This window comes from Caballeronia glebae (assembly GCF_001545035.1).
Classification (GTDB): Bacteria; Pseudomonadota; Gammaproteobacteria; order Burkholderiales; family Burkholderiaceae; genus Caballeronia; species Caballeronia glebae.
The window spans coordinates 1-24,798 of sequence record NZ_FCOJ02000001.1 but is presented as its reverse complement, the minus strand read 5'-3'; the positions used below and the strand labels follow the sequence as shown (position 1 = coordinate 24,798).

Annotated in this window: 23 protein-coding genes; 10 read left to right on the top strand and 13 right to left on the bottom strand. The window is 63.4% G+C overall.

Translation table 11 applies throughout. The features are described 5' to 3' along the window. Positions 1–219 precede the first annotated feature (219 nt). Positions 220–1,446: a BaiN/RdsA family NAD(P)/FAD-dependent oxidoreductase gene (locus AWB82_RS00115; RefSeq protein WP_086964618.1), complete on the bottom strand. Its 1,227-nt coding sequence runs from the start codon at positions 1,444–1,446 to the stop codon at positions 220–222. Between the two features lie 100 nt (positions 1,447–1,546). On the opposite strand from AWB82_RS00115, the gene tsaD reads away from it, so the two are divergent. Beyond that, positions 1,547–2,575, top strand: coding sequence for a tRNA (adenosine(37)-N6)-threonylcarbamoyltransferase complex transferase subunit TsaD (gene tsaD / locus AWB82_RS00110; protein WP_086964617.1), 1,029 nt, complete (start codon positions 1,547–1,549; stop codon positions 2,573–2,575). Positions 2,576–2,581: 6 nt separating this feature from the next. On the opposite strand, the gene AWB82_RS00105 is transcribed toward tsaD, so the two are convergent. Both AWB82_RS00105 and AWB82_RS00100 read right to left on the bottom strand, forming a co-directional pair. Then, positions 2,582–3,208, bottom strand: a complete 627-nt coding sequence (locus AWB82_RS00105; RefSeq protein ID WP_086964615.1) for a glutathione S-transferase family protein — start codon at positions 3,206–3,208, stop codon at positions 2,582–2,584. Positions 3,209–3,247: 39 nt separating this feature from the next. Continuing rightward, complete coding sequence (locus AWB82_RS00100; protein ID WP_086965130.1) at positions 3,248–4,477, bottom strand: MFS transporter; 1,230 nt, start codon at positions 4,475–4,477, stop codon at positions 3,248–3,250. Between the two features lie 105 nt (positions 4,478–4,582). Here AWB82_RS00100 and AWB82_RS00095 point away from each other — a divergent pair, with 105 nt between their 5' ends. Then, on the top strand, positions 4,583–5,500 hold the full coding sequence (locus AWB82_RS00095) for a LysR substrate-binding domain-containing protein (protein WP_086965128.1): 918 nt from the start codon (positions 4,583–4,585) through the stop codon (positions 5,498–5,500). Positions 5,501–5,540: 40 nt separating this feature from the next. Here AWB82_RS00095 and folE2 read toward each other — a convergent pair whose 3' ends face one another. The 4 genes from folE2 to AWB82_RS00075 form a co-directional block, all read right to left on the bottom strand. After that, the gene (gene folE2, locus AWB82_RS00090) at positions 5,541–6,347 is read right to left on the bottom strand and encodes a GTP cyclohydrolase FolE2 (protein WP_086964613.1); all 807 of its coding nucleotides are present in this window, start codon (positions 6,345–6,347) and stop codon (positions 5,541–5,543) included. 146 nt (positions 6,348–6,493) lie between these two features. Continuing rightward, positions 6,494–8,410, bottom strand: coding sequence for a 1-deoxy-D-xylulose-5-phosphate synthase (gene dxs, locus AWB82_RS00085; RefSeq protein ID WP_086964611.1), 1,917 nt, complete (start codon positions 8,408–8,410; stop codon positions 6,494–6,496). 95 nt (positions 8,411–8,505) lie between these two features. Continuing rightward, positions 8,506–9,393 (bottom strand): polyprenyl synthetase family protein, encoded by an 888-nt coding sequence (locus AWB82_RS00080; protein WP_086964609.1) that lies wholly within the window; start codon positions 9,391–9,393, stop codon positions 8,506–8,508. Beyond that, positions 9,390–9,725 carry an exodeoxyribonuclease VII small subunit gene (locus AWB82_RS00075; protein WP_086964607.1) on the bottom strand — a complete coding sequence of 112 codons (336 nt, stop codon included), beginning with the start codon at positions 9,723–9,725 and terminating at the stop codon, positions 9,390–9,392. The genes AWB82_RS00080 and AWB82_RS00075 overlap by 4 nt, the downstream gene beginning before the upstream one ends. 311 nt (positions 9,726–10,036) lie before the next feature. Between AWB82_RS00075 and AWB82_RS00070 the strand changes: the two genes are divergently transcribed. Next, complete coding sequence (locus tag AWB82_RS00070) at positions 10,037–11,143, top strand: aromatic ring-hydroxylating oxygenase subunit alpha (protein ID WP_086964605.1); 1,107 nt, start codon at positions 10,037–10,039, stop codon at positions 11,141–11,143. Between the two features lie 112 nt (positions 11,144–11,255). Beyond that, entirely contained in the window at positions 11,256–12,125 is an 870-nt protein-coding gene (locus tag AWB82_RS00065) for a sulfurtransferase (protein WP_086964603.1), read from the top strand. A 6-nt stretch (positions 12,126–12,131) separates the two neighbouring features. On the opposite strand, the gene AWB82_RS00060 is transcribed toward AWB82_RS00065, so the two are convergent. From AWB82_RS00060 to polA, 3 genes are all read right to left on the bottom strand, one after another. Next, positions 12,132–13,007, bottom strand: coding sequence for a dienelactone hydrolase family protein (locus AWB82_RS00060; RefSeq protein WP_086965126.1), 876 nt, complete (start codon positions 13,005–13,007; stop codon positions 12,132–12,134). 205 nt (positions 13,008–13,212) lie between these two features. Then, positions 13,213–14,577, bottom strand: a complete 1,365-nt coding sequence (locus tag AWB82_RS00055; protein WP_086964601.1) for an NAD(P)/FAD-dependent oxidoreductase — start codon at positions 14,575–14,577, stop codon at positions 13,213–13,215. A gap of 161 nt (positions 14,578–14,738) precedes the next feature. Then, a complete protein-coding gene (polA, locus tag AWB82_RS00050) occupies positions 14,739–17,477 on the bottom strand; it encodes a DNA polymerase I (protein ID WP_086964599.1) in 2,739 nt (912 codons plus the stop codon). A gap of 1 nt (position 17,478) precedes the next feature. Between polA and AWB82_RS00045 the strand changes: the two genes are divergently transcribed. After that, a complete protein-coding gene (locus AWB82_RS00045; protein ID WP_086964597.1) occupies positions 17,479–18,228 on the top strand; it encodes an LOG family protein in 750 nt (249 codons plus the stop codon). Between the two features lie 57 nt (positions 18,229–18,285). Here the strand turns inward: AWB82_RS00045 and AWB82_RS00040 are convergent, their stop codons facing one another. Beyond that, entirely contained in the window at positions 18,286–19,812 is a 1,527-nt protein-coding gene (locus AWB82_RS00040) for an AMP nucleosidase (RefSeq protein WP_086965124.1), read from the bottom strand. A 231-nt stretch (positions 19,813–20,043) separates the two neighbouring features. Here AWB82_RS00040 and AWB82_RS00035 point away from each other — a divergent pair, with 231 nt between their 5' ends. From AWB82_RS00035 to AWB82_RS00015, 5 genes are all read left to right on the top strand, one after another. Continuing rightward, positions 20,044–20,454, top strand: coding sequence for a hypothetical protein (locus AWB82_RS00035; protein WP_086964595.1), 411 nt, complete (start codon positions 20,044–20,046; stop codon positions 20,452–20,454). A 120-nt stretch (positions 20,455–20,574) separates the two neighbouring features. Further along, on the top strand, positions 20,575–21,543 hold the full coding sequence (locus AWB82_RS00030) for a homoserine kinase (protein WP_086964593.1): 969 nt from the start codon (positions 20,575–20,577) through the stop codon (positions 21,541–21,543). Positions 21,544–21,551: 8 nt separating this feature from the next. Continuing rightward, on the top strand, positions 21,552–22,373 hold the full coding sequence (locus tag AWB82_RS00025; RefSeq protein ID WP_086964590.1) for a BPSS1780 family membrane protein: 822 nt from the start codon (positions 21,552–21,554) through the stop codon (positions 22,371–22,373). A 105-nt stretch (positions 22,374–22,478) separates the two neighbouring features. Next, positions 22,479–22,940, top strand: coding sequence for a MarR family winged helix-turn-helix transcriptional regulator (locus tag AWB82_RS00020; RefSeq protein ID WP_086964588.1), 462 nt, complete (start codon positions 22,479–22,481; stop codon positions 22,938–22,940). 132 nt (positions 22,941–23,072) lie between these two features. Beyond that, positions 23,073–23,492 carry an organic hydroperoxide resistance protein gene (locus AWB82_RS00015; protein WP_086965123.1) on the top strand — a complete coding sequence of 140 codons (420 nt, stop codon included), beginning with the start codon at positions 23,073–23,075 and terminating at the stop codon, positions 23,490–23,492. A gap of 102 nt (positions 23,493–23,594) precedes the next feature. On the opposite strand, the gene AWB82_RS00010 is transcribed toward AWB82_RS00015, so the two are convergent. Together AWB82_RS00010 and AWB82_RS00005 are read right to left on the bottom strand one after the other, a co-directional pair. Further along, positions 23,595–23,768: a DUF3563 family protein gene (locus tag AWB82_RS00010; RefSeq protein WP_086964586.1), complete on the bottom strand. Its 174-nt coding sequence runs from the start codon at positions 23,766–23,768 to the stop codon at positions 23,595–23,597. Positions 23,769–23,907: 139 nt separating this feature from the next. After that, a partial coding sequence (locus AWB82_RS00005; protein WP_086964582.1) for an extracellular catalytic domain type 1 short-chain-length polyhydroxyalkanoate depolymerase occupies positions 23,908–24,798 on the bottom strand: 891 nt, incomplete at its 5' end.

The following is a 24,798-nucleotide window of genomic DNA, read 5'->3' as shown; positions in this document are numbered from 1 at the left end:
CGCTTGGGTTATCCCGCGAAAGCAAAAACCCGCTTGGGAACGCCTCCTCAAGCGGGATTGTTAGCGGGCCGTTCTGAGATGCAGCGAAGGGACGCGGCGACACGTGCCGCGAAACCCGTTTCAGCGCCAGCCAGCGCGGAGAGAATCCTCCGATGACCGTCTGAGTATAGCAAACGGGTTCGCGTTTCGAGACTCGCCAAAACCCCCGGACGGATGCGCTCAGGCGGCCGTCGCCGCGTCTCTCGAATACTCGGCGGCGGCCTTGCCCGCCGCGACGCCCGAGGCCCACGCCCACTGGAAGTTGTAGCCGCCGAGCCAGCCGGTGACATCGACCGCCTCGCCGATGAAATAGAGTCCGGCGACGCGTTCGCTCATCATCGTCGCGGACGAAAGCTCGCGCGTGTCGACGCCGCCGCGCGTCACCTCCGCCTTGCGATAGCCTTCAGTGCCGCTCGGCGTGAGCGCCCAGTCCGACAGCGATGCGCCGATCGCCTTCAACGTGCGATCGGGCAGATCGGCGAGGCGCGCGTCGAGCGGAACGCGTCGCGCTTCGAGCCACGCGTGCGCGAGACGCGCGGGCACATGTTCGGCCAGAAAATTGCCGATCTGTTTCTTCGAGCCCGCTTTGGCTTCGATGAGCATTCCGGTGGCGTCGATATCGGGAAGCAGATCGACGTGAATCGGCTCCGACGTGTTCCAGTAGCTCGATATCTGCAGTACGCCCGGCCCGGACACGCCGCGATGTGTGAGCAGCAGATCTTCATCGAATTCGCCGCGCGTCTTGCCCGTCCCCGCGCTGATGCGCACCGGCAGCGAAAGCCCCGACAACTCGGCGAACGGCGCCCAGTCGGCGGACGTGAACGTGAGCGGCACGAGCGCCGGACGCGTATCGATGAGCTTGTGGCCGAACTGCTTCGCGACGCGATAGCCGAAATCCGTCGCGCCGATCTTCGGAATCGACAGGCCGCCCGTCGCGATCACGATCGCCCCCGCGTTGATGGCGCCCGCGGTCGTGTCGAGCGAGAAGCGCGCGCCGTCGTGACGAATCTCATGCACGGCGACCGGACGCCGCCACGCGACGCGGCCCGCATCGCACTCGCTTTTCAGCACGTCGATGATGGTCTCGCTGGAGTCGTCGCAGAAGAGCTGGCCCTTGTGCTTCTCATGCCACTTCACGCGGTATTGCTTGAGCAGCGCGAGAAAATCGCGCGGTGTGTAGCGTGCGAGCGCAGAGCGGCAGAAATGCGGATTCGCCGACAAAAAATTTGCCGGCTGCGCGTTGATGTTCGTGAAGTTGCAGCGCCCGCCGCCGGAGATGCGGATTTTCTCGGCGAGACGCTCGGCGTGGTCGATGAGCACGACGCGGCGCCCGGATTGAGCGGCCACCGCCGCGCACATCATGCCGGCCGCGCCCGCGCCGATGACAGCGATATCGAAGGATTCCATGGCGCGCATTTTAACCGCTGCGCGGCGGGCGTTCCGAACCGCAAAACGCTAAAGGTGCGCCGCTGCTATACTTTTTTGTTCCCTCCAAAGCGTCACTCCCATGCTCGTTCTCGGCATCGAAAGCTCCTGCGACGAAACCGGCCTCGCCCTCTACGACACCGAGCGCGGTCTGCTTTCGCACGCCCTTCACTCGCAGATCGCGATGCATCGCGATTACGGCGGCGTCGTGCCGGAGCTGGCTTCGCGCGATCACATCCGGCGCGCGCTGCCGCTTCTGGAGGAAGTGCTCGACGAGTCCGGCGCGCAACGCGGCGACATCGACGCCATCGCGTTCACGCAAGGGCCGGGACTCGCGGGCGCGCTGCTCGTCGGCGCGAGCATCGCGAATGCGCTAGCAATGGCGTGGGACAAGCCGACCGTCGGCATCCATCATCTGGAAGGGCATCTGCTGTCGCCGTTGCTGGTCGACGCGCCGCCGCCGTTCCCGTTCGTCGCGCTGCTCGTGTCGGGCGGGCACACGCAACTGATGCGCGTGACCGACGTCGGCGTCTACGAGACGCTCGGCGAAACGCTGGACGATGCCGCCGGCGAAGCCTTCGACAAGACGGCGAAACTGCTCGGACTAGGCTATCCGGGCGGACCGGAAGTCTCGCGTCTCGCGGAATTCGGTACGCCGGGCGCGGTCGCGCTGCCGCGTCCGATGCTCCATTCCGGCGATCTCGATTTCAGCTTCAGCGGCCTGAAAACGGCCGTGCTCACGCAAAGCCGCAAGCTCGGCAACAACGTCTGCGAGCAGGCGAAAGCCGATCTCGCGCGCGGTTTCGTCGATGCGGCCGTGGATGTGCTCGTCGCCAAATCGCTCGCCGCGTTGAAAAAGACGGGACTGAAGCGGCTCGTCGTGGCGGGCGGCGTCGGCGCGAACCGGCAGCTGCGCGAGGCGCTGTCGGCGGCGGCGAAAAAGCGTCGTTTCGACGTCCATTATCCCGACCTGTCGCTGTGCACCGACAACGGCGCAATGATCGCGCTGGCGGGTGCGCTTCGGTTGTCGCGCTGGCCGGAGCAGGCCGTGCGCGACTACGCGTTCACCGTGAAGCCGCGCTGGGATCTCACGTCGCTCGCGCGCGCCTGAATCTTTTTATCGCGGCGGGTTGAACGGCTGCACGATCGCCTTGAAGACGGGCAGCGTCTCGCAGCGATCGCTATGGCCGATGAGCGTCGGCCAGCGCGTCGAAGTGAAAATTTCCGGATGCGCCTCGCGCGCGAAACGCAGTGCGCAGGCCACGGCGATATCCGCGTGGCCGATCGCATCGCCGAACCAGTAAGGCGTCGCGCGCGCGGCGCGGTCCGCCTCCAGCGCGTTCAATACGCGCTCGACCTGTCCCGTGCAGCGATCGAGCCACGTCTGCGATTTATGCTTGTGCAGCACGCGTTCGTAGACGAGCGCGACGGCCTTGTCGGCGAGGCCCGTCGCAAGCGCGCAGATCTTCAACGCCTGACGGCGCTCCGGTCCGCCCGATGGAACCATCGCGCGCGCGTCGCCCGCCTCTTCGTCGAGATAGTCGAGAATCATCGCGCTCTCGATGAGCGTATCGCCCGAATCGAGCACGAGCGTCGGCACGCGGCACAGCGGGTTGTAGGGCGCGATCTTGTCGGCGTCGCTGAATGTCGACCACGGACGATGTTCATACTCCATGTCGTAAAGCCTCAGCGCGATGGCCACGCGCCGCACGAACGGGGAATCGTATTGGCCGATGAGAATCACGATGCGCTCCGCATGGTCGAGATGGCGTGGACGGCCAGTTTAAGCGCGCGCGGGCCTCGGAAACAACGGCCACGCGAGCGACGCGCACACGCCCGCGACGAGCCAGACCATCGGCCAGGAACCGATCGCGAGCACATGCGGGATGGCGAGCGGCGTCACGAAAAAGCGGACGAAGACGGCCGTGTTCGCCATGCCGAGAGCGGTGCCGGCGCGCGCGGTGCCCGCGAGCGTCGCCAGTTCCGTGTACGCGACGCCGTGCCACGCCGACACGCACACACCCGCGAAAATCAGCATCGCCGCAAGCAGCACGGGCCAATGGACCGCGCCGAAAGCCGTCGCGATTCCGAGCGCGACGAACGACGCGCACGCCACGATAGTCGAAACGCGCAGATACGCGCGGCGATTGCCGTGCCGGTCCGTGTGGCGGCCGCTCCAGACGCGCATCGCGATCGCGCCGATCTGGAGCGTGGCCATCGTCGCGCTGATCGCCGTCAGGCCGAAGCGCGCGGCGTCGTGCATGAATATCGTCGCGAAGCTCAGCACCGCGAATTGCGGCACGCACAATATGCCGATGCCCAGCACGACCCGCCAGACCAGCCCGTTTTTCAGCGGCGCGGCGCTGTCGCTCGGAATCGCCCGATGGCTCGCTTCGGGCGGTTCATGCAGCCAGCGCCAGGCGAACACGCCGGATAGCGCGCACATCGCCGCCAGCGCGCCGAACACGGCCCCGAAACCATGCGACGACGCGAGCCACGGCAGCAACGCCGCGCCGATGCCGCCGCCCAGCGGCACCGCCGTCTGGCGAATGCTCATCGCGAGACCGCGCTCGCCTTCCCCGAACCACGCCATCACCGCGCGCCCGCTCGATCCGTTGACGCTGCCGCCGAGCAGACCGAGCGCGCACATCGCGAAGACGAGCCAGCCGAAGCTCGCCGTGGCGGGCGTCGCGAAGAGGGTCATCGCGACGAGCATCGCGGCCGTCGAAAATAGCCCGGTCAGCAGGACGGGACGATCGCCCCACTTGTCGGTCAGAACGCCCCACGGCAATTCGGACAGCGCGACGCCCAGCCCCAGCGCGCCCAGCACGACGCCCAGATGCCCGTCGCTCAGATGGTAGGCGCTGCGCACCCAGACGGCGGTCGTCGGAAAGCCTGTCGCGGCGGCGGACACGCTCGCGTTCGCCGCGACACCGACGCCCAGCACTTTCCACCGATGCCCACCACCGAGCGCGGATGTTTTCGTCGAATTCAGTACGAGAGAAGTCGCCATGTCGCAGTCCATCGAAAATTTGACTGCGACCAGTTTGGAGGTTTAGCATCATCCTGAAAATCGCAAAGTTTGCGATGAATCGCTCATCAAATCAGGATGATCACCATGACCCAGACGACCTTCGATCTCGCGGTGCTGCGCAGCTTCGTCGCTGGCGTGGATCTCGGCAGCTTCGCGAAGGCGGCGGATCGTGTCGGGCGTTCGACGTCCGCCGTGAGCGCCCAGATTCACAAGCTGGAAGAACAGGCGGGCACGCCGCTGTTTCGCAAATCGGGGCGCGGGCTCGCGCTCACCGATGCGGGCGAAGTCATGCTCAACTACGCGCGGCGTCTCGTCGAGTTGAACGACGAAGCGGCGGTCGCGGTGCGCGGCGTCGATCTGGAAGGCTGGATCCGGCTCGGCTTGCAGGAAGATTTCGGCGAAGTCGTGCTCCCGGACGTGCTCGGCCGCTTCGCGCGGGCGCATCCGAAGGTGCGTATCGAGGCGCGGGTCGCGCGCAATACCGAGCTGCTTGAGCGTATCGGCGGCGGCCAGCTCGATCTCGCGCTCGTGTGGGGCGCGGCGGGCGTGCCGGACGAAAGCCAGGCGTCGAATCTGCCCGAACCGATCGCCGCGCCGTCGATGCGCTGGATCGCGTCATCGGCCGTGCCCTGGCATTTCGACGCCGACGAGCCCTTGCCGCTCATCGCCTTCGATCGTCCGTGTCTCTTTCACAGCGCGGCCGCGGCGGCGCTCGACCGCGCGGGCATCAAGTGGCGTGTGGCGTTCACGAGCCCGAGCCTGTCAGGACTGTGGGCGGCGGCGGCGGCAGGGCTCGGCGTCACCGTGCGAACGAGCTACGGCCTGCCGTCGACCGTCCGCCCGCTCGATACCGGCGAAGGCGGCCTGCCCGCGCTGCCATCGATTCCGCTCGCGCTGCATCGCGCGTCGGGAAAGGCATCGCCGCTGGTCGAACGGCTCGCGTCGCTCGTGGTGGAATCGGTGCGGGAAGCGCACGTTTCCTCGGAAACGGCGCTCGCATAGAAAAAAGAGCTGGTTCGACGACCGGCTCTCGATCCGACGCTCAGGCGTCGCAGCGCTTGTCGCGCTCGATCACCGCATACGCGCTGTGATTGTGAATCGACTCGAAATTCTCCGCTTCGAGCGTATAAGCGACGATGCGTTCGTCGGCGTTCAGACGCGTGGCGACATCGCGCACGAGGTCTTCGACGAACTTAGGATTTTCATACGCGCGCTCGGTCACGAACTTCTCGTCGGGGCGCTTCAGCAGGCCCCACAGCTCGCACGACGCCTCTTCCTCCGCGATGCGGATCAGATCCTCGACGGCGATCTCGTCCGCCAGTTCCGCCGCGATCGTGACGTGCGAGCGCTGGTTGTGCGCGCCATACTGCGAAATCTGCTTCGAACACGGACACAGGCTCGTGACCGGCACGAGCACTTTGATCGACATGCGCGTGTCGCCGTCGCGCCGCTCGGCGATGAACGTCACTTCGTAGTCCAGCAGGCTTTTCACGCCCGAGACAGGCGCGGTCTTCATCACGAAGTACGGCATCGTCACTTCGATGCAGCCCGAATGTGCTTCGAGTTTCGCCAGCATCAGGGCTAGCAGCCCGCGCAGCGCGTGCTGATCGACGGGCAGCCGATTCTCCTCCAGCAACGCGACGAAACGCGACATGTGCGTGCCCTTCTGCTCGGCAGGCAGATGAACGTCGAGATTCCAGACGCCGACGGTCGGCTTGAGCCCGTGTTCCGTCAACACCGTCAGCGGATAGCGCACGCCCTTTACGCCGACACGCTGAATCGCGATCTGGCGCGTGTCGGGCGTGCTCTGAACGTCGGGCATGACGAAGGCGGGATTCATCTGATTCATTTGTTTTGTCCTTATGCGCTGCGCGCCGCGCGAGACGCGAGCGGTTCGAAACGTTTAAGCGCACACGGCGCGGGTCGATGCCCGCGCCGTGTGCCAAAGCGTTGATGCACGGCGCGCCCCGAGCGCGCCGTTCGAGCCAAGCGTCGTCAGGCGACGCGCTTGGTCAGCTTGCCTGCGTTGGCGCTTTCGATTGCGTTGATGAAGCGCTCGCGAATCGATTTAACGATGCCGGCCGCGTCCAGTCCGACGCTCGACAGCAGCTTGGCCGGATCGCCGTGATCGATGAAAGCGTCGGGCAGGCCGAGCTGCAGCACGGGCTTCACGACGGAACTGGCCAGCAGCGCTTCGACGCACGCCGAACCTGCGCCGCCCATGATCGCGCCTTCTTCGATCGTCACGATGGCGTCGTGCGTGGCGGCGAGTTCGCGCAGCAGATCGGCGTCGACCGGCTTCACGAAGCGCATGTTGGCGACGGTCAGATCCAGCTCTTCGGCGGCGGCGAGCGACGGCGCGACCATCGTGCCGAACGCGCAGATCGCGATGCGCTTGCCCGAGCCCAGCTTTTGCGACGACTCGCGGCGAATCTCGCCACGGCCGACGGGAATCGCGGTCATTTGCTTGACGGTCGCCACACCCGTGCCCGCGCCGCGCGGATAGCGCACGGCCGTCGGATTCGGCTGCTGCAGCGCCGTGTAGAGCATCTGGCGGCACTCGTTTTCGTCCGATGCCGCCATCACCGTCATATTCGGAATGCAGCGCAGGAACGCGAGATCGTAGTTGCCCGCGTGCGTCGCGCCGTCCGCGCCGACGAGACCCGCGCGGTCGATGGCGAACACCACCGGCAAGTTCTGCAGCGCGACATCGTGGATGAGCTGGTCATACCCGCGTTGCAGGAAGGTCGAATAGATAGCGACGACCGGCTTCATGCCGTCCGCGGCCAGCCCGCCCGCGAACGTCACGGCGTGCTGCTCGGCGATGCCGACATCGAAATAACGCTCCGGGAAACGCTTCTCGAACTCGACCATGCCGGAGCCTTCTCGCATCGCCGGCGTGATGCCGACCACGCGCGAATCTTGGGCGGCGGCGTCGCACAGCCATTCGCCGAACACCTGCGTGTAAGTCTTCTTCGAAGGCGCCGTCGATGGCTTGATGCCTTCAGCCGGATTGAATTTGCCAGGGCCGTGATAGAGCACCGGATCGGCTTCGGCGAGCTTGTAGCCCTGCCCTTTCTTCGTGACGACGTGCAGGAATTGCGGACCGCGCAGTTCCTTGATGTTCTGCAGCGTCGGGACGAGCGAATCGAGATCGTGACCGTCGATCGGCCCGATGTAGTTGAAGCCGAACTCTTCGAACAGCGTAGCCGGCACGATCATGCCCTTCGCGTGCTCTTCGAGCTTGCGCGCGAGGTCGAGCACCGGCGGCGCATGGCGCAACACGCGCTCGACGCCCGCGCGCGCGGCGGCGTAGAAGCGGCCCGACATCAGACGCGCGAGATGGCGATTGAGCGCGCCGACCGGCGGCGAGATCGACATGTCGTTGTCGTTCAGGATGACGAGCAGCGGCACGTCGTCGGCGACGCCTGCGTTGTTCATCGCCTCGAAGGCCATGCCCGCAGTCATCGCGCCGTCGCCGATCACGGCGATCGAATAGCGGTTGTCGCCTTGCAGCTTGTTGGCGATAGCCATGCCGAGCGCCGCCGAAATCGACGTGCTGGAATGCGCGGTGCCGAAGGTGTCGTATTCGGACTCGGCGCGGCGCGGAAAGCCGGAAATGCCGCCGAACTGGCGCAGCCCGGGCATCTGATCGCGTCGGCCGGTCAGGATCTTGTGCGGATACGTCTGATGACCGACGTCCCAGACGATTCGGTCATTAGGCGTATCGAACACATAGTGCAACGCGATCGTCAGCTCGACCGTGCCCAGATTGGACGACAGATGGCCGCCCGTCTGGGACACGCTGTCGAGCACGTAGGCTCGCAGCTCGTCGGCCAGCGGTTGCAGTTGGCGGCGATCCAGGGCGCGCAAATCGGCCGGATCGTCGATGGTTTTCAGCAAGTCGTACATCGTCGTCCCATTTTAGGAAAACTGGCGTGATTCGTTCGGCGCGATTGTTTCGGATTTGGCCGGTCGCGCCGTGGGGTTCGTCACGCGTTCAACAATCAATTCACCCGGTTCACAACCAGATCGGCAAGCTCGGCCAGACGCTGGCCACGCGCGCCGAACGGCTGGATCGCGGCGTGCGCGTCGCGGCCGAGCCGCGTGGCGAGCTCACGCGACGCATCGAGCCCGATGATCGACACATAAGTGGGCTTGTCGTGCTGCGCGTCCTTGCCGGCGGTTTTGCCGAGCGTGGCGGAATCGGCGGTGACGTCCAGGATGTCGTCGACGACCTGGAAGGCGAGGCCGATCGCGGCCGCATACTGGTCCAGCGACGTCAAGGCGTCCGCGCCGGGATGCGTGCCCGCGAGCGCGCCCATGCGCACCGACGCGCGCAACAGCGCACCGGTTTTCTTGCGATGCATTGTCTCAAGTTCAGGGCGCGACAGCTTGCGGCCGACGCTTTCCAGATCGATCGCCTGCCCGCCGGCCATGCCGAGCGAGCCGCTCGCAACCGCCAGTTCGCGCACGAGCGCGGCTTGCTGGGCATCGTTCAGACCATTGCCTTCGGTCGTCAGCGCGACGAACGCCTGCGATTGCAGCGCGTCACCGACGAGCAGTGCCGTCGCTTCGTCATATTGGATGTGTACGGTAGGCTTGCCGCGACGTAATGCGTCGTCATCCATGGCAGGCATGTCGTCATGCACCAACGAATAGACGTGAATCATTTCGAGCGCGGCGCTCGCCGCTTCGGCGGCGTGCGCGCTCGCGCCGGTCAGTTCGCCCGCCGCGTGGACGAGCAGCGGCCGCACGCGCTTGCCGCCGCCCAGCACCGCATAGCGCATGGCCTCGTGCAGGCGCGCCGGCGCGATGTCCGTGCCCGGCAGATAGTGTTCGAGCGCCGTCTCGACGCGATCGAGCGTCGCGCGCATCCATTGATCGAAGGTCATAGGTCGTCGTCCCCGTTGTCGTTAGTCGCTCCGGCACCCTGGGTGGCGCGCTGTACCTCGGCGGGCAACGGCTTAAGCGTCTCGCCATCGAGAACGCGTACCTGCTGCTCGACCTTTTCAAGTTGTTGTTGGCAAAAGCCGACAAGCGCTGCGCCGCGGCGGTATGCCGCAAGCGATTCTTCGAGGCTCAGCGCGCCTTCTTCCATGCGCGCGACGAGCGATTCGAGTTCTGCCAGCGCTGCCTCGTAGTTCTCCGGAAGCTGCGCGGCGTCCGCGCTCTGCGCGCTCGTGCCGGTTTGCTCGCCTGTTTCCTGGACAGCGGTCTTCGCCATGAATCGTGGATGTTCAATTGAATATTTGGAACCAAGTCGCACATTCTACGGCAAAAGCCAATATTTCGACCCGCATCCCGTCCAGGCGGAACCGCTAAGGCTGCTTTCCGGCATTGTCCGCCAAACGCCGCAGCGCGTGCGATCCGCGCACTTTGACGCGGCGATTGTGCGGAACTCTCGCGACAATTTATACCCAAATCAACACCTTAAGCACCCCAAAAATGGGGATTTCGGTATAATCGCGGGCTCCCTAAATCGAATCTTCGATGGTTGGGTTGTTCACTGCTTTCACGTTTTCATCGGGAGTGGGAATGTCCAATCTGAGCAATGCATTGCAGCTGAATGCCATTCACAGTCAGTTGCCGGTCACGGCTTATTTTGACGAAGCGCTTCTTACGCGCGAACTCGACACACTTTTCAAGCAAGGTCCACGCTACGTCGGGCACGAACTCATGGTTCCCGACGCGGGAAACTATTTCGCGCTTCCGGGCGAAGGCGAAGGGCGCGTGCTCGTCCGTAATCGGCAGAACAGTATCGAACTGCTGTCGAACGTATGCCGCCATCGCCAGGCGATCATGCTCAATGGCCGCGGCAGCGCGGACAACATCGTCTGTCCGCTGCATCGCTGGACCTACGATCTCGACGGTCAACTGCTCGGCGCGCCGCATTTCGCGGACAAACCCTGCCTGAACCTCGGCAAGACTTCGCTGCAGAACTGGCAAGGCCTGCTCTTCGAATCGGAGGGCCGCAACGTCGCCGCGGATCTCGCGAGACTTGGCACGGCAAGGCATTTCGATTTTTCGGGCTTCATGTTCGATCACGTCGAAGTGCACGAGTGCAACTACAACTGGAAGACCTTCATCGAGGTTTATCTGGAGGACTATCACGTCGCGCCGTTCCATCCGGGACTCGGCAGCTTCGTGTCGTGCGACAACCTCGAATGGGAATTCGGCGACTGGTACAGCGTGCAGACCGTCGGCGTGCACAAGAATCTGGAAAAGCCGGGCAGCCCGACCTATCGCAAGTGGCACGACGAAGTCCTGCGTTTTCGCAACGGCGCGCCGCCCGAATTCGGCGCGATCTGGATGGTCTATTACCCGGGCCTGATGATCGAGTGGTATCCGCACGTGCTGGTCGTGTCGTGGCTCATTCCGCAAGGCACGCAAAAGACGACGAACATCGTCGAGTTCTATTACCCCGAGGAAATCGCGCTCTTCGAGCGTGAGTTCATCGAGGCGGAACGCGCCGCGTATATGGAAACCGCGCTCGAAGACGACGAAATCGCCGAACGCATGGACGCCGGCCGCCGCGCGCTGATGTCGCGCGGCGAAAATCAGGTCGGGCCGTATCAGAGTCCGATGGAATCCGGCATGCAGCATTTCCACGAGTTCTTGCGGCATCAACTCGGGGCTATCTGAACGCGCTTGCGGGTTTGCCTTCGGACATAGGAAAAGACGGGCTTTCGGGCCCGTTTTTTCTTTTAGACTATTGGCTCATCCCCGCATTGCAAGCGCCGCTTCAGGAGCCGTCATGCCGCACACTCACTACACCACGCTCATTTCGGCGACCAATCTCGCCGAACGGCTCGCCGCCGCGCCCGGCAGCGTGCTCGTCTTCGATTGCCGCTTCGATCTCGCCGCGCCCGAATCGGGCGAAACGGCCTATGCGCAAGGGCATATTCCCGGCGCGCACTATCTCCATCTGGATCGAGATCTGTCCGGCGTCAAGACCGGCACGAACGGGCGTCATCCTTTGCCGGAGCGCGCCGCCCTCGTCGCCAAGCTGGCGAGCTTTGGTCTGAACGAAGGCCAGCAAGTGGTCGCCTACGATGCGCACGGCGGCATGTACGCCGCGCGTCTATGGTGGCTTCTGCGCTGGCTCGGACACGATTCCGTCGCGCTGCTCGATGGCGGCCTGCAGGCTTGGGAAGCCGCGGGCAGTTCGCTCGACACCGCCGTGCCGCCGAAAACACAGGGCACATTCAAGGCCGGCGCGCCGCTTCAGGTGACGATCGATGCCCAGGCAATCGAGCGCAGCATCGGCACGCGCGATCATCTGCTCATCGATGCGCGCGCCGCCGACCGCTATCGCGGCGAGAACGAGACGATCGATCCCGTCGGCGGGCACATTCCCGGCGCGCTGAATCATTTCTTCAAGAACAATCTGACGGCGGAAGGCCGCTTCAAGACCGCGCACGAACTGCGCGAGACGTTCAGCTCGCTCGTCGGCACGACGCCGGCGGACCGCATCGTCCTGCAATGCGGCTCGGGCGTAACGGCATGCCACAACGTGCTCGCGATGGAGATCGCCGGCCTGCACGGCGCGGCGCTCTATCCCGGCTCGTGGAGCGAGTGGAGCGCCGATCCGGGCCGGCCGGTTGCGACCGGCGCGAACCCTTAAGCGTCGTTATTTGACGCCGTGCTCGCGGAACCACGCGAGCGCGCGCTTCCAGCCGTCCTCGGCATCGGCCTTGCGATAGCTCGGCCGATAATCCGCGAAGAACGCATGCGGCGCGTTGTCGTACACGACGAACTGCGAGTTACTCGCGGGCGGCGGGTCGTTGGCGAGCGCCTGAGCCATCTGCTCGATCGTGTCCTGCGGAATGCTCTGATCCTGCCGGCCATAGAGCCCGAGCACCGGCACCTTGATCTGGCTCGCGAGGTCGATCGGATTGGTCGGCGTGTTCTCGGTCTTGTTGCCAGCGAGCCGCCCGTACCACGCCACCGCGGCCTTCAAGTTGGGATTGTGCTCGGCATAGAGCCACGCGATGCGTCCGCCCCAGCAGAACCCCGTTATGCCCACGCGCTTCGGATCGCCGCCGTGCTCGCCCGCCCATTTGACCGTCTGATCGATGTCGGAGATCACCTGCGAATCGGGCACTTTCGACACGAGTTGCTCGTTGAGTTGCTGCATCGACTTGTAGGCCGATGCATCGCCCTGACGCGTGTAGAGATCGGGCGCGATGGCGAGATAACCCAGCTTCGCGAAGCGCCGGCACACGTCTGCAATATGCTCGTGGACGCCGAAAATCTCGTGAATCACGATGATGACCGGCAGATGCGTCTTGCCCTTCGGTTGCGCGCGGTACGCGGGCACGAGCGTGCCGTCCGCGCCGCGTATGCCGATGGCGCCGGCTTCCAGCCCGTTACTGTCGGTATGAATGGTTTGCGCGGACACCGGCAGCACGGCGGCCGCGAAGCCGGTGCCGAAGGTCGCCTTGATGAAATTGCGCCGGTTGAACGGGACGTGCGGAATGAGGCTGTCGACTTCTGGGTCTAGCATACGAAGCTCCCGCGGCAAGGCCGTCGCCGCGTGTGCTGGATCGCGCGACGGCGTGGATCGTTGAAATCCGCGCGACGTGTTCGAGGCGTCACGACGCGCGGTGCTGCCCGACGGCGAAAGGGCAAGCGAACGAAATGCGTCGCCTTCTCGCGCGCCGCCCATTCTAAACAGCTTTCAACGAACGACGCAGGCGTTCTATTCCGTGTCAGTGCAGCTTGACGCGCGGCGCGGTGGAGCGGCGCAGCCAGTGCGCGACGGTATCGAGCACCATGCGCGCATAGCCGTGCAGCGCGGCCACGTGCAGGCGATACAGCGACATGTACATGAAGCGCGCGAAGAGCCCTTCGATCAGCATGTTGCCGCCGATCAGCCCACCCATCAGACTGCCGACCGCGCTGTAATGGCCGAGCGACACCAGCGAGCCGAAATCGCGATACGTGTACTCGCGCAGCGGCTTGCCCTGCAGCATCCGCTCGAACGACTTGAACAAAAAACTCGCCTGCTGATGCGCGGCCTGCGCGCGCGGCGGCACGTTGCGCTCGTTGCCGGGCCACGGACACGCGGCGCAATCGCCGAGTGCGAAGACGTTATCGTCGGCTTCGGTTTGCAGCGTGCGGCGCACGACGAGCTGGCCGAGACGATTGGTGGGAAGACCGTCGAGATTGTCGAGGATCGCGGGCGCCTTGATGCCCGCCGCCCAGACCGTGAGATCCGCGCGAATCGTCTTGCCGCTCGCCGTGTGGATCGTATCGCGCGATACCTGCGCGACCGTTTCGCCCGTCATCAGCTTCACGCCGAGCTTGGTCAGCAGTTCCGCCGTCGCGCTGGACACGCGCTCCTGCAACGCGGGCAGAATGCGCGGCCCGGCCTCGATCAGCACGATGCCGATATCGTGCTTCGGATCGAGCTTGTGCAATCCGTATGCGGAAAGCACTTGCGCGGTGTTGCGCAATTCCGCCGACAATTCGACGCCTGTTGCGCCCGCGCCGACGATCGCCACCTGAATGCGCGGCACGGGATCGACGCCCGGATCTTCCTCGACTTCGTCCACGCCCGCCGCGACAGGCTCCGGCGCGAAGTGTTCCGCGCGCATGCAGGCAGCGATCAGGCGCTTGCGGAAGAGTTCCGCCTGCCCGACCGTATCGAGCGCAATCGAGTTCTGCTGCGCGCCTTCGACGCCGAAGAAATGCGTCGTGCTGCCGATCGCGATGACGAGCGTGTCGTACTCCAGCTCGCGTTCGGGCAGAAGTTCGCCTGCTTCTTCATCGCGCAACGCACCGATCGTGATGCGCCTCGTCGCACGATTCAGTCCGACGAGTTCGCCCTGCTGAAATTCGAAGCCGTGCCACAAGGCTTGCGCCGCGTATTCGAGCTCTTGCGTGAACGGGTCCATGCTGCCCGCTGCGACCTCATGCAGGAGCGGCTTCCAGATATGCGTCGGATTGCGGTCGACGAGCGTGACTTGCGCTTTCGGCGGCGCTTTGCCATCCGTCGAGCCGAAGCGGTCGCCGAGACGAGTTGCGAGTTCGAGGCCGCCAGCGCCTCCGCCGATGATGATGAAGCGATGCATGGAACTCTCCCTGTGTTTTTATATTCGATCGGCCTTCGTGCTTATCTTCCTCGATTGAACATTGTGCGGAGCTTCGATGACAGTCACAAGCGCGTCACCGAGATGTCGGACATATGCGACATGTGCCGCATATGTCTTGCGCAAAGAATTTCAGTGCGCCTTCAGTGCGCTTCTTCCCAGTTATTGCCGACGCCGACTTCCGCAACGAGCGGCACCTTCAGCTTCGCGACGCCGCACATCAGTTCAGGTAAGCGCTTCCTGACCTCGGGCAGCGCCTCCTCGGGCACTTCGAGCACGAGTTCATCGTGTACCTGCATGATCATTTTCGCGCCCATGCCCGACGCTTCGAGCCAGTCCTGCACGGCGATCATGGAGAGCTTGATGAGATCGGCGGCCGTGCCCTGCATCGGCGCGTTGATCGCGGCGCGTTCCGCCGCCTGCCGACGCGGCCCGCTGCCGCCATTGATCTCGGGTAGCCAGAGCCGCCGGCCGAACACGGTCTCGACGAAGCCATTCGCCTTCGCGATCACGCGCGTGTTCTCCATGTACGCGGCAACGCCGGGATAACGCGCGAAATAGCGGTCGATATAGAGCTTCGCCGCATCGCGCGTGATGCCGAGATTCGACGCGAGTCCGAACGAACTCATGCCATAGATCAGGCCGAAATTGATGACCTTCGCGATGCGGCGCTGATCGTGATCGACTTCGAGCGGCGTCACGCCGAACACTTCCGAAGCCGTCGCGCGATGCACGTCTTCGCCTTCCTTGAAAGCGCGCATCAGCGATCCGTCGCCGGAGATATGCGCCATGATGCGCAGTTCGATCTGCGAATAATCAGCCGATACGATCTTGCAGCCGGGCGATGCAATGAACGCTTCGCGAATGCGCCGCCCTTCGCCCGTGCGCACCGGAATGTTCTGCAGGTTCGGCTCGTTCGACGACAAACGCCCCGTCACCGCGACGGCCTGCGCATAGTTCGTATGCACGCGTCCCGTCGATGCGTTGACCATGCGCGGCAGCTTGTCCGTGTAGGTGGACTTGAGCTTGGACAGCCCGCGATGTTCGAGCAGCACCTTCGGCAGCGGATAGTCATCCGCGAGCTTCTGCAGCACTTCTTCATCGGTGGAAGGCGCGCCGCTCGGCGTTTTCTTCACGACCGGCAGTTGCAGCTTCTCGAAGAAGATCTGGCCGATCTGTTTCGGCGAGCCGAGATTGAACTCGCCGCCCGCGAGTTCGTAAGCCTGCGCCTGCAAATCGATGAGACGCTTGCCGATCTCGTTGCTCTGCGTTTCGAGCCGCGCGCGATCGATCAGGACTCCGTTGCGTTCCATCTTGCGCAGCACGCGCGAAGTCGGCATTTCGATGTCGCGATACACGCGCAACAAGCCTTCCTCCTGAGCCACTTGCGGATAGAGCGCAAGATGCAGACGCAGCGTGATATCGGCGTCTTCGGCAGCATAAGCCGAGGCCTGGTCGAGCGGCACTTCATCGAAACCGATCTGCGATGCGCCCTTGCCGGCGACGTCTTCGTACTTGATCGTCTTCACGCCGAGATGGCGCAACGCGAGGTTGTCCATATCGTGCGGACGATGCGATTCGAGCACGTACGATTGCAGCAGCGTGTCGTGCTCGACGCCGCGCATCTCGATGCCGTAATTGGCGAGCACCTGCTCGTCGTACTTCAGATGTTGACCGACCTTTTTCTTCGATGCATCTTCGAGCCACGGCTTGAGCTTCGCGAGCACTTCGTCGCGCGGCAACTGCTCGGGCGCGTCCGGCCCGCGATGCGCGACCGGAATATAAGCCGCATGCCCCGGCTCGATCGAGAACGACATGCCGACGATCTGCGCGGTCATCGGATCGAGTGACGTGGTCTCGCTATCGAAGGACGTGATCTGCGCCTCGTCTATGCGCTTGAGCCACGCATCGAACTGCTCCCACGTCTGCACGGTCTCGTAGTGATGCACGATTTCGGTGACTTCGGCGGGCGGCGTATCGGTCGGGCCTTCGACGGCATCGGCGATTTCGATTTCGCGCAGCCATGTCTTGAAGCCATGACGCATGAACACGTCGCGCAGTTCGTCACGCGATTCGGGACGCGTGACGAGCGTATCGTCGATGGACTCGATCTGCGAAGCGAGGTCGCATTCGGTGTGCACGGTAACGAGCTTTCTCGCCATCGGCAGGAAGTCCAGAGCCTTGCGCAGATTGTCTCCTACCGCACCCTTGATCTCGCTCGCATGTTCTACGATGCCATCAAGGGTGTCGTATTGCGTGAGCCACTTGAGCGCTGTCTTCGGACCGCATTTTTCGACGCCCGGCACGTTATCGACGGTATCGCCGATGAGCGACAAATAGTCGACGATACGCTCCGGCGGCACACCGAACTTCGTGAGCACGCCGGCGCGGTCGAGCGTTTCGTTGGTCATCGTATTGATGAGGGTGACATGATCCGTCACGAGCTGAGCCAGATCCTTGTCGCCCGTCGACACGATCACCTTCATGCCGCGCTTCTCGGCTGCGACCGCGAGCGTGCCGATGACGTCGTCCGCTTCGACGCCTTCGATCATCACGAGCGGCCAGCCGAGCGCGCGCACGGCGACGTGAATCGGTTCGATCTGGCGGGAGAGGTCTTCCGGCATCGAGGGGCGGTTGGCCTTGTATTCGGCGTACCAGTCGTCGCGAAAAGTCTTGCCTTTGGCATCAAATACGCACGCGCTATACTCTGCATTGATTTCGCGCCGCAAGCGCCGCAGCATGTTGATCATTCCATACAGAGCGCCGGTGGGCCCGCCGTCGGGGCCTCGTAAGTCCGGCATTGCATGATAGGCCCGGTACAAGTAACTAGAACCGTCGACCAATAGCAGGGTCTTACCTTCAAGACTTAGTTCTTCAGGCATTATGAACAAGAGAAAAGTGATTCCGAGTCTGCGATCGCTCGCAGATCAAGAGCGCGCGACGGCCAAGAAGGCTCGCGCATCGTGGCAGATGTTCACGATTATGGCAGAGTTTATCGAGGCGACCGAGTACCTCTCGGAGATCCGCCCTGCCATCAGCATCTATGGTTCGGCGCGTCTGAAACCGGAGTCGCCGTACTATCAGCGCACGATCGAAATCGCGCAGAAATTCTCCGACGCGGGCTTCGCCGTCATTTCGGGCGGCGGGCCGGGCATCATGGAAGCGGCGAACAAGGGCGCGCACGCGGGCAAATCGCCTTCGGTGGGCTTGAATATCGAGCTGCCGCACGAGCAATCGGGCAACCAGTGGCAGGATATCTCGCTGCGCTTCCGTCACTTCTTCACGCGCAAGGTCACGTTCGTGAAGAACTCGGACGCGGTCGTGGTGATGCCAGGCGGCTTCGGCACGCTGGATGAACTCGCCGAAGTGCTCACGCTCATTCAGACGAAGAAGTCGCGTCACGTGCCTATCGTGCTCGTCGGCGCGGAGTTCTGGGCCGGGCTGCTCGACTGGTTCAAGAACACGCTCCTGACCAACGGCGTGATCAGCCCGAAGGATCTGGATCTGATGCAGGTGATCGACGATCCGGATCAGGTGCTGGAGGCCGTGCTTCGCTTCTATGAAGATCGTGAGGAATCGGTCGAGCAGCCGGCGGAAAGCAAGTCGGACGAAGACCGGATGTTCTATCTGTGATCGAGATACGGTGCGAGCGGTTTCGCGAACCGCTCGCACCGTATCAAGCTGAAGGCATCACTGGAACGCGACTTCCGCGAAGCTGCGCAACTTCCGGCTATGCAGCCTCGACAAGCCGTTCTCTCGCAGCAACTCCATCGCCTTGACCCCGATCTGCAAATGCTGGTCCACTTGCGCACGATAAAACTGATCGGCCATTCCGGGCAGCTTCAACTCGCCATGCAGCGGTTTGTCGGAGACGCATAGCAACGTCCCGTAGGGCACGCGGAAACGGAAGCCATTCGCGGCAATGGTTGCGCTTTCCATATCGAGCGCCACCGCGCGGCTTTGCGACAACCGCCGCACCGGCTCGCGATGATCGCGCAATTCCCAGTTACGGTTGTCGACGCTCGCAACGGTACCCGTGCGCATCACGCGCTTCAGTTCGACGCCTTCGAGTTGCGTCACCTGCGCGACCGCGCGCTCCAGCGCGACCTGCACTTCCGCGAGCGCGGGCACCGGCACCCACAGCGGCAAATCGTCGTCGAGCACGTGATCTTCGCGCACATAACCATGCGCGAGCACGTAGTCGCCCAAACGCTGCGTATTGCGCAAGCCCGCGCAGTGCCCGAGCATGATCCACGCATGTGGGCGCAGCACCGCGATGTGATCCGTGATCGTCTTCGCGTTCGACGGCCCCACGCCGATGTTCACCATCGTGATACCGCTGCCGTCCGCGCGTTTCAGGTGATACGCGGGCATCTGCGGCAGACGGGCGGCTTGCGAGCCTTCTTCCGGCTGCTCGCCGAGATTCGCGTTATACGTGATGACATCGCCCGGTTCGACGAACGACGAATACTCGCTGCGATACGCGCGCGTTTCCTCGTCGTCGGCGCGCGACATCATCGTGCGGCCGAGCTTCACGAACTCGTCGATATAGAACTGGTAGTTCGTATACAGCACGTAGTTCTGAAAATGCGTGGGCGACGTCGCCGTGTAGTGCCTCAACCGATGCAGCGAGAAATCGACGCGCGCCGCCGTGAAGAGCGCGAGCGGATGCGGCTCGCCCGGACCCGGCTCATACGTGCCGTTGACGATGCGATCGTCGAGCAGCGCGAGGTCGGGCGTATCGAAGATGTTGCGCATCGCGAGCAGCCGGTCGCGGTCGAGATCGCCTTCGAGATGAATGCCTTCGGCGAACGCGAAGTGAATCGGAATGGGATGCGCGGACACGCCGACTTCAAGGCCCACGTGATGGTTTTTCGTCAGCAGTCGCAACTGCTCGCGATAGTAGTCGCCGAAAAGATCGGGACGTGTCAGCGTCGTTTCGTAGATGCCCGGCCCCGCCACGAAGCCATATGAGCGCCGCGAATCGATCTGCGAGTTGAGCTCGGTGCGCACGCGCACGAACGGATAGCAGGCGCGCACGCGATGCGTGAACTGCTCGTTGCGACGATAGCGCGCGAACGCATCGCGCAGAAATGCGGTATTCGCTTCATAGATAGCCGACAGACGCGCCACGGCCGCGGCGGGATCTTCGAAGGATTCGGTTGGAAAATCGTTGGCGGGTGTGCCCTGCGTGCTTTGAGTCCGGTCGTTTGTCATGATCTTGTGTCTTTCTACAATGCCCTCGTAATGAATCGACATTAACACGGAAGAATGCGCGATCCATGAAGTCCCTCTTTGTGTGAGTGCGTGCGAACACGCCTCGCAACACCTTTTTGTCTTTCGAAGTCAAAATCAGCGAAAGCGGCGCAAAATAAGGCGTTGGCTCCGCGCTCGCCGCTCAGTCAGCAATCGTTTTGTTAGAATCCGGCCATCGCCTGGAGAATCATCATGAAGCCGCACCTTTGCGCCGCCGTCGCGGCAGTCCTCGCCGCAGCAAGCGTCGCCGCATTCGCGCAGCCGGCGCAGCAGGCCGCCAACGCAGCACCTCAACCGGCCGCGCAGAAGATGTCGCCGGAAGAAGCCGCGGGCCTGCCCGATCTGAAAGCCATCAACCGTCCGCCCGCGAACGTCAGCTCGAAAGTCGAGATTTCGCCGCCGCGCACCCCGAGCTATCACGAACTGAGCACCAACGGCACCGAAATCACCGAGTTTCGCGACAAGGGCAAGCCCGTCGAAATCGACGTGCGTTCGAATTTCGGCACGCGCTATCAGATGAGCGCACCGGCCGACACATCGCCGCAAGTGCGCGACAACGGCAAGGCAAGTACGCGCCTGCCGTCGATCAACCTGCATTATTGATCTCGTAAAAATGGCTTCGGACCCGCTCCTTCCGGGCGGGTCGCGGCGCTGTGGCTGCATGCCCGGCGCCACTCTTCACAGGCCCGCTTCTGGCCGTCCAACCTGACCGACGTTTCCCGCATGGCCGTCTTTACTCCCGTCACCAACGCCGATCTCGGCGACTGGCTGCAAGACTTCGATCTCGGCGATGTCGTCGAATTTCGCGGCATTCAGTCGGGCATCGAGAACAGCAATTTCTTTCTCACGACGACGCACGGCGAGTACGTGCTCACGATCTTCGAGAATCTCACGGCGACGCAACTGCCGTTTTATCTCGATCTGATGCGCCATCTCGCGTCGCATCGCGTGCCCGTGCCCGATCCGATGCCGCGCCGCGACGGCTCGCTCTTCGGCCTGCTGCACGGCAAGCCCGCGTCGATCGTGACGAAACTAGAGGGCGCGCCCGAACTCGCGCCGACGCCCGCGCATTGCATCGAAGTGGGGCAAATGCTCGCGCGCCTGCACCTCGCCGGACGCGACTTCTCGCAGCATCAGCCGAATCTGCGCAGCCTTTCGTGGTGGCAGCAAAAGGCGCCGTCGATCGTCGAATTTCTGAGCCGCGAGCAGCGCGAATTATTCGACGATGAACTCGCGCATCAGGCTGCATTCTTCGGCTCGGCGGATTACGCGTCGCTGCCAGAAGGCCCGTGCCATTGCGATCTGTTCCGCGACAATGTGCTGTTCGCGCACGGCCGCGAGCACGCGCGCCTCGGCGGCTTCTTCGATTTCTACTTCGCGGGCATCGACAAGTGGCTTTTCGATGTCGCCGTGACGGTGAACGACTGGTGCATCGACCTCGCCACCGGCGTGCTCGATCCCGCGCGCGTCGATGCGATGCTGCGCGCCTATCAGACGGTGCGTCCGTTCACGCCCGCCGAAGAGCGTCACTGGAACGACATGCTGCGCGCCGGCGCCATGCGCTTCTGGGTCTCGCGCCTTTTCGACTTTCATCGTCCGCGCGAAGCGCAGATGCTCAAAGCCCACGATCCCGGCCATTTCGAACGCATTCTGCACGAACGCGTCAAAGCCGCTTCTCCCGACAATCGATAACCAGCGACATGCAACTGATCGAAGTTCCAGCCAAGACCGGCTACGTGTGGTTCCGTCAAGGCATCTGGCTGTTCCGCCGCAACCCGTTTGCTTTTCTCACGGTGTTCTTCGCGTACCTGTTCGTGATGACGCTGATTTCGCGCGTGCCGCTCGTCGGCCCGTTGTTGCCGCTGCTCTTCATTCCGGGCATCGCCGTCGGCTTCATGGCGGCGTGCCGCAACACGATCGCGGGCAAGCCCGTCTGGCCGACCGTTCTCGTCGACGGATTCCGTTCTTACGGCAGCGTCGTCGCGCGCAGACTGCTCGCGCTGGGCGCGCTGTACATCGTCGCGATGATGCTGATCTTCGCGGCGTCGGCGCTTGTGGACGGAGGCACGCTGCTCAACATCATGATGGGCGACGGTCCCGCCGGCGATCCGGAGACCGTCGCCGCGAGCTTCAGCCCGCTCGCGGTGCTCGTCGCGATGGCGTGCTATCTGCCGGTCGCGATGCTGTTCTGGTTCGCGCCGGTTCTCGTCGCATGGCACGACGTGCCGCCCGCGAAGGCGCTGTTCTTCAGCCTCGTCTCGTGCTGGCGCAACCGCGGCGCGTTCATTTTTTACGGCGTGCTGTGGATCGCCATCGCGCTCGCGGTTTCGTTCGGCCTCACGGCGCTGATGCAGGCGCTCGGCGCGGGGCAGGAAGTGGCGCTCGCGGTGCTGATGCCGGCATCGATCATCGTCACGACCGCGCTGTATTGCTCGTTCTACGCAACCTATCGCGGGTGTTTTGGCGTGCAGTCTCCCGACACGCCGGACATTCCCGACGTGACCGACACGCCCAGCGCCTGACCGGATGTCGCGCTCCATGAACGGGCGCGACAATAGTTCGTGCGCGAAGCATTGCACGTACACTAGCGAGATCGGCCGTTCCGGCCCATCCGCCGCGCCTTTGTCATGACTTCGTCAAACGCTTTGCCCGAGTTTCCGCTCGAACTCGATCAGCAGTTGTGCTTCGCGCTCTATTCGACCTCGCTCGCGATGACGAAGGCGTACAAGCCACTGCTGGAGAAGCTCGCGCTGACGTATCCGCAATACCTGACGATGCTCGTGCTCTGGGAAGCCGACGACCTCACGGTGAAGGAAATCGCCGCGCGGCTCTCGCTCGACTCCGCGACGATGACGCCGTTGCTCAAGCGCCTGGAAGCGCAGGGTTATGTCGAGCGCGTGCGCGGCGTCGAGGACGAGCGTCAGGTTCATATCCGCTTGACGAACGCCGGCAGCGCGCTCAAACAATCCGCGCGCGCGATTCCGAACGAAATCTACTGCGCCTCGGGTTCCGACGTCGACGCGATGCTGCGCCTGCGCGGCGATCTGGTGCGGCTACGCGCATCCCTCACCGAATATCTCGGCCACTGACTCGCATTGATAGCGACGCCCTAACAGCGGGATCGTTATATTTTAATTTGTACACTAATTATTATCGCGATATATTTAGCGCCGTGGTGAACGCAACATCGATCTGACAACCGCAACACACGGAGAGAAATGATGAGCATCCTGTACAAGGCAACGGCGACGAGCACCGGCGGGCGCGACGGCCGCGCGATTTCCTCGGACGAGCAACTGAACGTGAAACTGAGCGCCCCGAAGGAACTGGGTGGGTCCGGCGCGGCCGGCACGAATCCAGAGCAATTGTTCGCCGCGGGCTATTCGGCGTGCTTCCTTTCAGCGATGAAGTTCGTCGCGGGCCAGCAAAAGTTCGCAGTTCCGGCCGATACAACCGTGACAGCCGACGTAGGCGTCGGACCTATCGATGCAGGCGGCTTCAAGCTGGATATCGAATTGCGCGTTTCGCTGCCGGGGCTCGACGCGACGGAAGCTCAGTCGCTGGTCGATGCCGCGCACAAGGTTTGTCCGTACTCGAACGCAACGCGCAACAACGTGGATGTGCGCGTGAAGGTCATCTAACGCAAAGCGAGCGGAAACGAAAATGCCGGCCTTAGCCGGCATTTTCAACTTTGCGTCGTGGGGAAAACACCGGTAATCGACTGGCGTTTAACCTTCAAAAGCTTAGTTCGACATCCACGACGGATGACGACCCGCCGCACGCTGATCCAGCCTCTTCATACGATATTCGAGATCGTAGATGTCAGTTGCTTCGGCAAGATAAGCGTCGTCGCGAGCGCGATCGCGCTGGTCGGCGGACTTGGTCAGGAACAGGAAAAGGCGGCTGATCAGAAACATGGTGGACCTCGCTTGAATACTAGGGTTACTACCTATGAGACAGATTATAGGGTAATCCCTGATCAAACACCAGCCCTAAACGCTAGAACGCTGATACTAAAGACTAAATTACAACACTCGAAACGCCGGACGTCGGACTTCAGGCGACGTATGCGTTGCGCGCCGCCTCGGCCGGACGCCGTTGGTGCTTGAAGAACTCCCACATCACCGCCGACGAGTCGGGGCCCTTCGACGAGTGAAACGCCACGGTATCGTCGCCGCCCGCCCACGAATGGCCGAGGCCGCGCACGATCGACGTCTTCACGACGCGCCGGCCACTCTTGAAATAATCCGTGACGACACCGTCCGAATGCGCTTCCTCACGCGTCTCGCCCGCGCGACGGTTGCCCGCCGCGTCGATGAAGCCGTTCAGCCGCAGAAACTGCTTGGCAAGCTGCTCGGCGTTCGCGGCTGTCACCACCGAATCCAGTTCTCCGTGCGTGATGATCGCCGGCATGCCCGGATAGTTACGAACGTCGACGGCCGCGTCGATCAGCGCGACAGGATCGCCACGGGCGCCGCGGCGCATAACGTCCATCGCGCCAATGGCCGAACGCGCCTCGCCGAAGACCACGCCCGAATGCAGGCCGACGGCCGCGAACACATGCGGATAACGCACGGCGAGCAGCGCCGCGAGTCCCGCGCCGGCGGACATGCCCGCGAGGTAGACGCGCTCCGGATCGAGATCGTGCTCCTCGACCATCGCGCTCACGAGCGACACGACAGACGCGGCCTCGCCGCCGCCTCCGCTGCCGGAATCGTCATACCAGCGCCAACAGCGATGCGGGTGATCGTGCTTCGACTGTTCGGGATAGAGCACCGCGAATCCGTACCGGTCGGCAAGCAGATTGATGCGTGTGCCTTGCGCGAATTCGTCCGCGTTCTGCTTGCAACCGTGCAGCATCACGACAAGCGGCATCGGCTCGCCGCTGGTTTTCGGCGGCATATAGAGCGCGTACGACATGTGATTGATGATGCGGCCGGTCGTCGG

Excerpts from the sequence above, each read along its gene's own strand:
- AWB82_RS00115 (WP_086964618.1), bottom strand. The coding sequence starts at position 1,446 with ATGGAATCCTTCGATATCGCTGTCATCGGCGCGGGCGCGGCCGGCATG.
- tsaD (WP_086964617.1), top strand. The coding sequence starts at position 1,547 with ATGCTCGTTCTCGGCATCGAAAGCTCCTGCGACGAAACCGGCCTCGCC.
- AWB82_RS00100 (WP_086965130.1), bottom strand. The coding sequence starts at position 4,477 with ATGGCGACTTCTCTCGTACTGAATTCGACGAAAACATCCGCGCTCGGT.
- AWB82_RS00095 (WP_086965128.1), top strand. The coding sequence starts at position 4,583 with ATGACCCAGACGACCTTCGATCTCGCGGTGCTGCGCAGCTTCGTCGCT.
- folE2 (WP_086964613.1), bottom strand. The coding sequence starts at position 6,347 with ATGAATCAGATGAATCCCGCCTTCGTCATGCCCGACGTTCAGAGCACG.
- dxs (WP_086964611.1), bottom strand. The coding sequence starts at position 8,410 with ATGTACGACTTGCTGAAAACCATCGACGATCCGGCCGATTTGCGCGCC.
- AWB82_RS00080 (WP_086964609.1), bottom strand. The coding sequence starts at position 9,393 with ATGACCTTCGATCAATGGATGCGCGCGACGCTCGATCGCGTCGAGACG.
- AWB82_RS00075 (WP_086964607.1), bottom strand. The coding sequence starts at position 9,725 with ATGGCGAAGACCGCTGTCCAGGAAACAGGCGAGCAAACCGGCACGAGC.
- AWB82_RS00070 (WP_086964605.1), top strand. The coding sequence starts at position 10,037 with ATGTCCAATCTGAGCAATGCATTGCAGCTGAATGCCATTCACAGTCAG.
- AWB82_RS00065 (WP_086964603.1), top strand. The coding sequence starts at position 11,256 with ATGCCGCACACTCACTACACCACGCTCATTTCGGCGACCAATCTCGCC.
- AWB82_RS00060 (WP_086965126.1), bottom strand. The coding sequence starts at position 13,007 with ATGCTAGACCCAGAAGTCGACAGCCTCATTCCGCACGTCCCGTTCAAC.
- AWB82_RS00055 (WP_086964601.1), bottom strand. The coding sequence starts at position 14,577 with ATGCATCGCTTCATCATCATCGGCGGAGGCGCTGGCGGCCTCGAACTC.
- polA (WP_086964599.1), bottom strand. The coding sequence starts at position 17,477 with ATGCCTGAAGAACTAAGTCTTGAAGGTAAGACCCTGCTATTGGTCGAC.
- AWB82_RS00045 (WP_086964597.1), top strand. The coding sequence starts at position 17,479 with ATGAACAAGAGAAAAGTGATTCCGAGTCTGCGATCGCTCGCAGATCAA.
- AWB82_RS00040 (WP_086965124.1), bottom strand. The coding sequence starts at position 19,812 with ATGACAAACGACCGGACTCAAAGCACGCAGGGCACACCCGCCAACGAT.
- AWB82_RS00035 (WP_086964595.1), top strand. The coding sequence starts at position 20,044 with ATGAAGCCGCACCTTTGCGCCGCCGTCGCGGCAGTCCTCGCCGCAGCA.
- AWB82_RS00030 (WP_086964593.1), top strand. The coding sequence starts at position 20,575 with ATGGCCGTCTTTACTCCCGTCACCAACGCCGATCTCGGCGACTGGCTG.
- AWB82_RS00025 (WP_086964590.1), top strand. The coding sequence starts at position 21,552 with ATGCAACTGATCGAAGTTCCAGCCAAGACCGGCTACGTGTGGTTCCGT.
- AWB82_RS00020 (WP_086964588.1), top strand. The coding sequence starts at position 22,479 with ATGACTTCGTCAAACGCTTTGCCCGAGTTTCCGCTCGAACTCGATCAG.
- AWB82_RS00015 (WP_086965123.1), top strand. The coding sequence starts at position 23,073 with ATGAGCATCCTGTACAAGGCAACGGCGACGAGCACCGGCGGGCGCGAC.
- AWB82_RS00010 (WP_086964586.1), bottom strand. The coding sequence starts at position 23,768 with ATGTTTCTGATCAGCCGCCTTTTCCTGTTCCTGACCAAGTCCGCCGAC.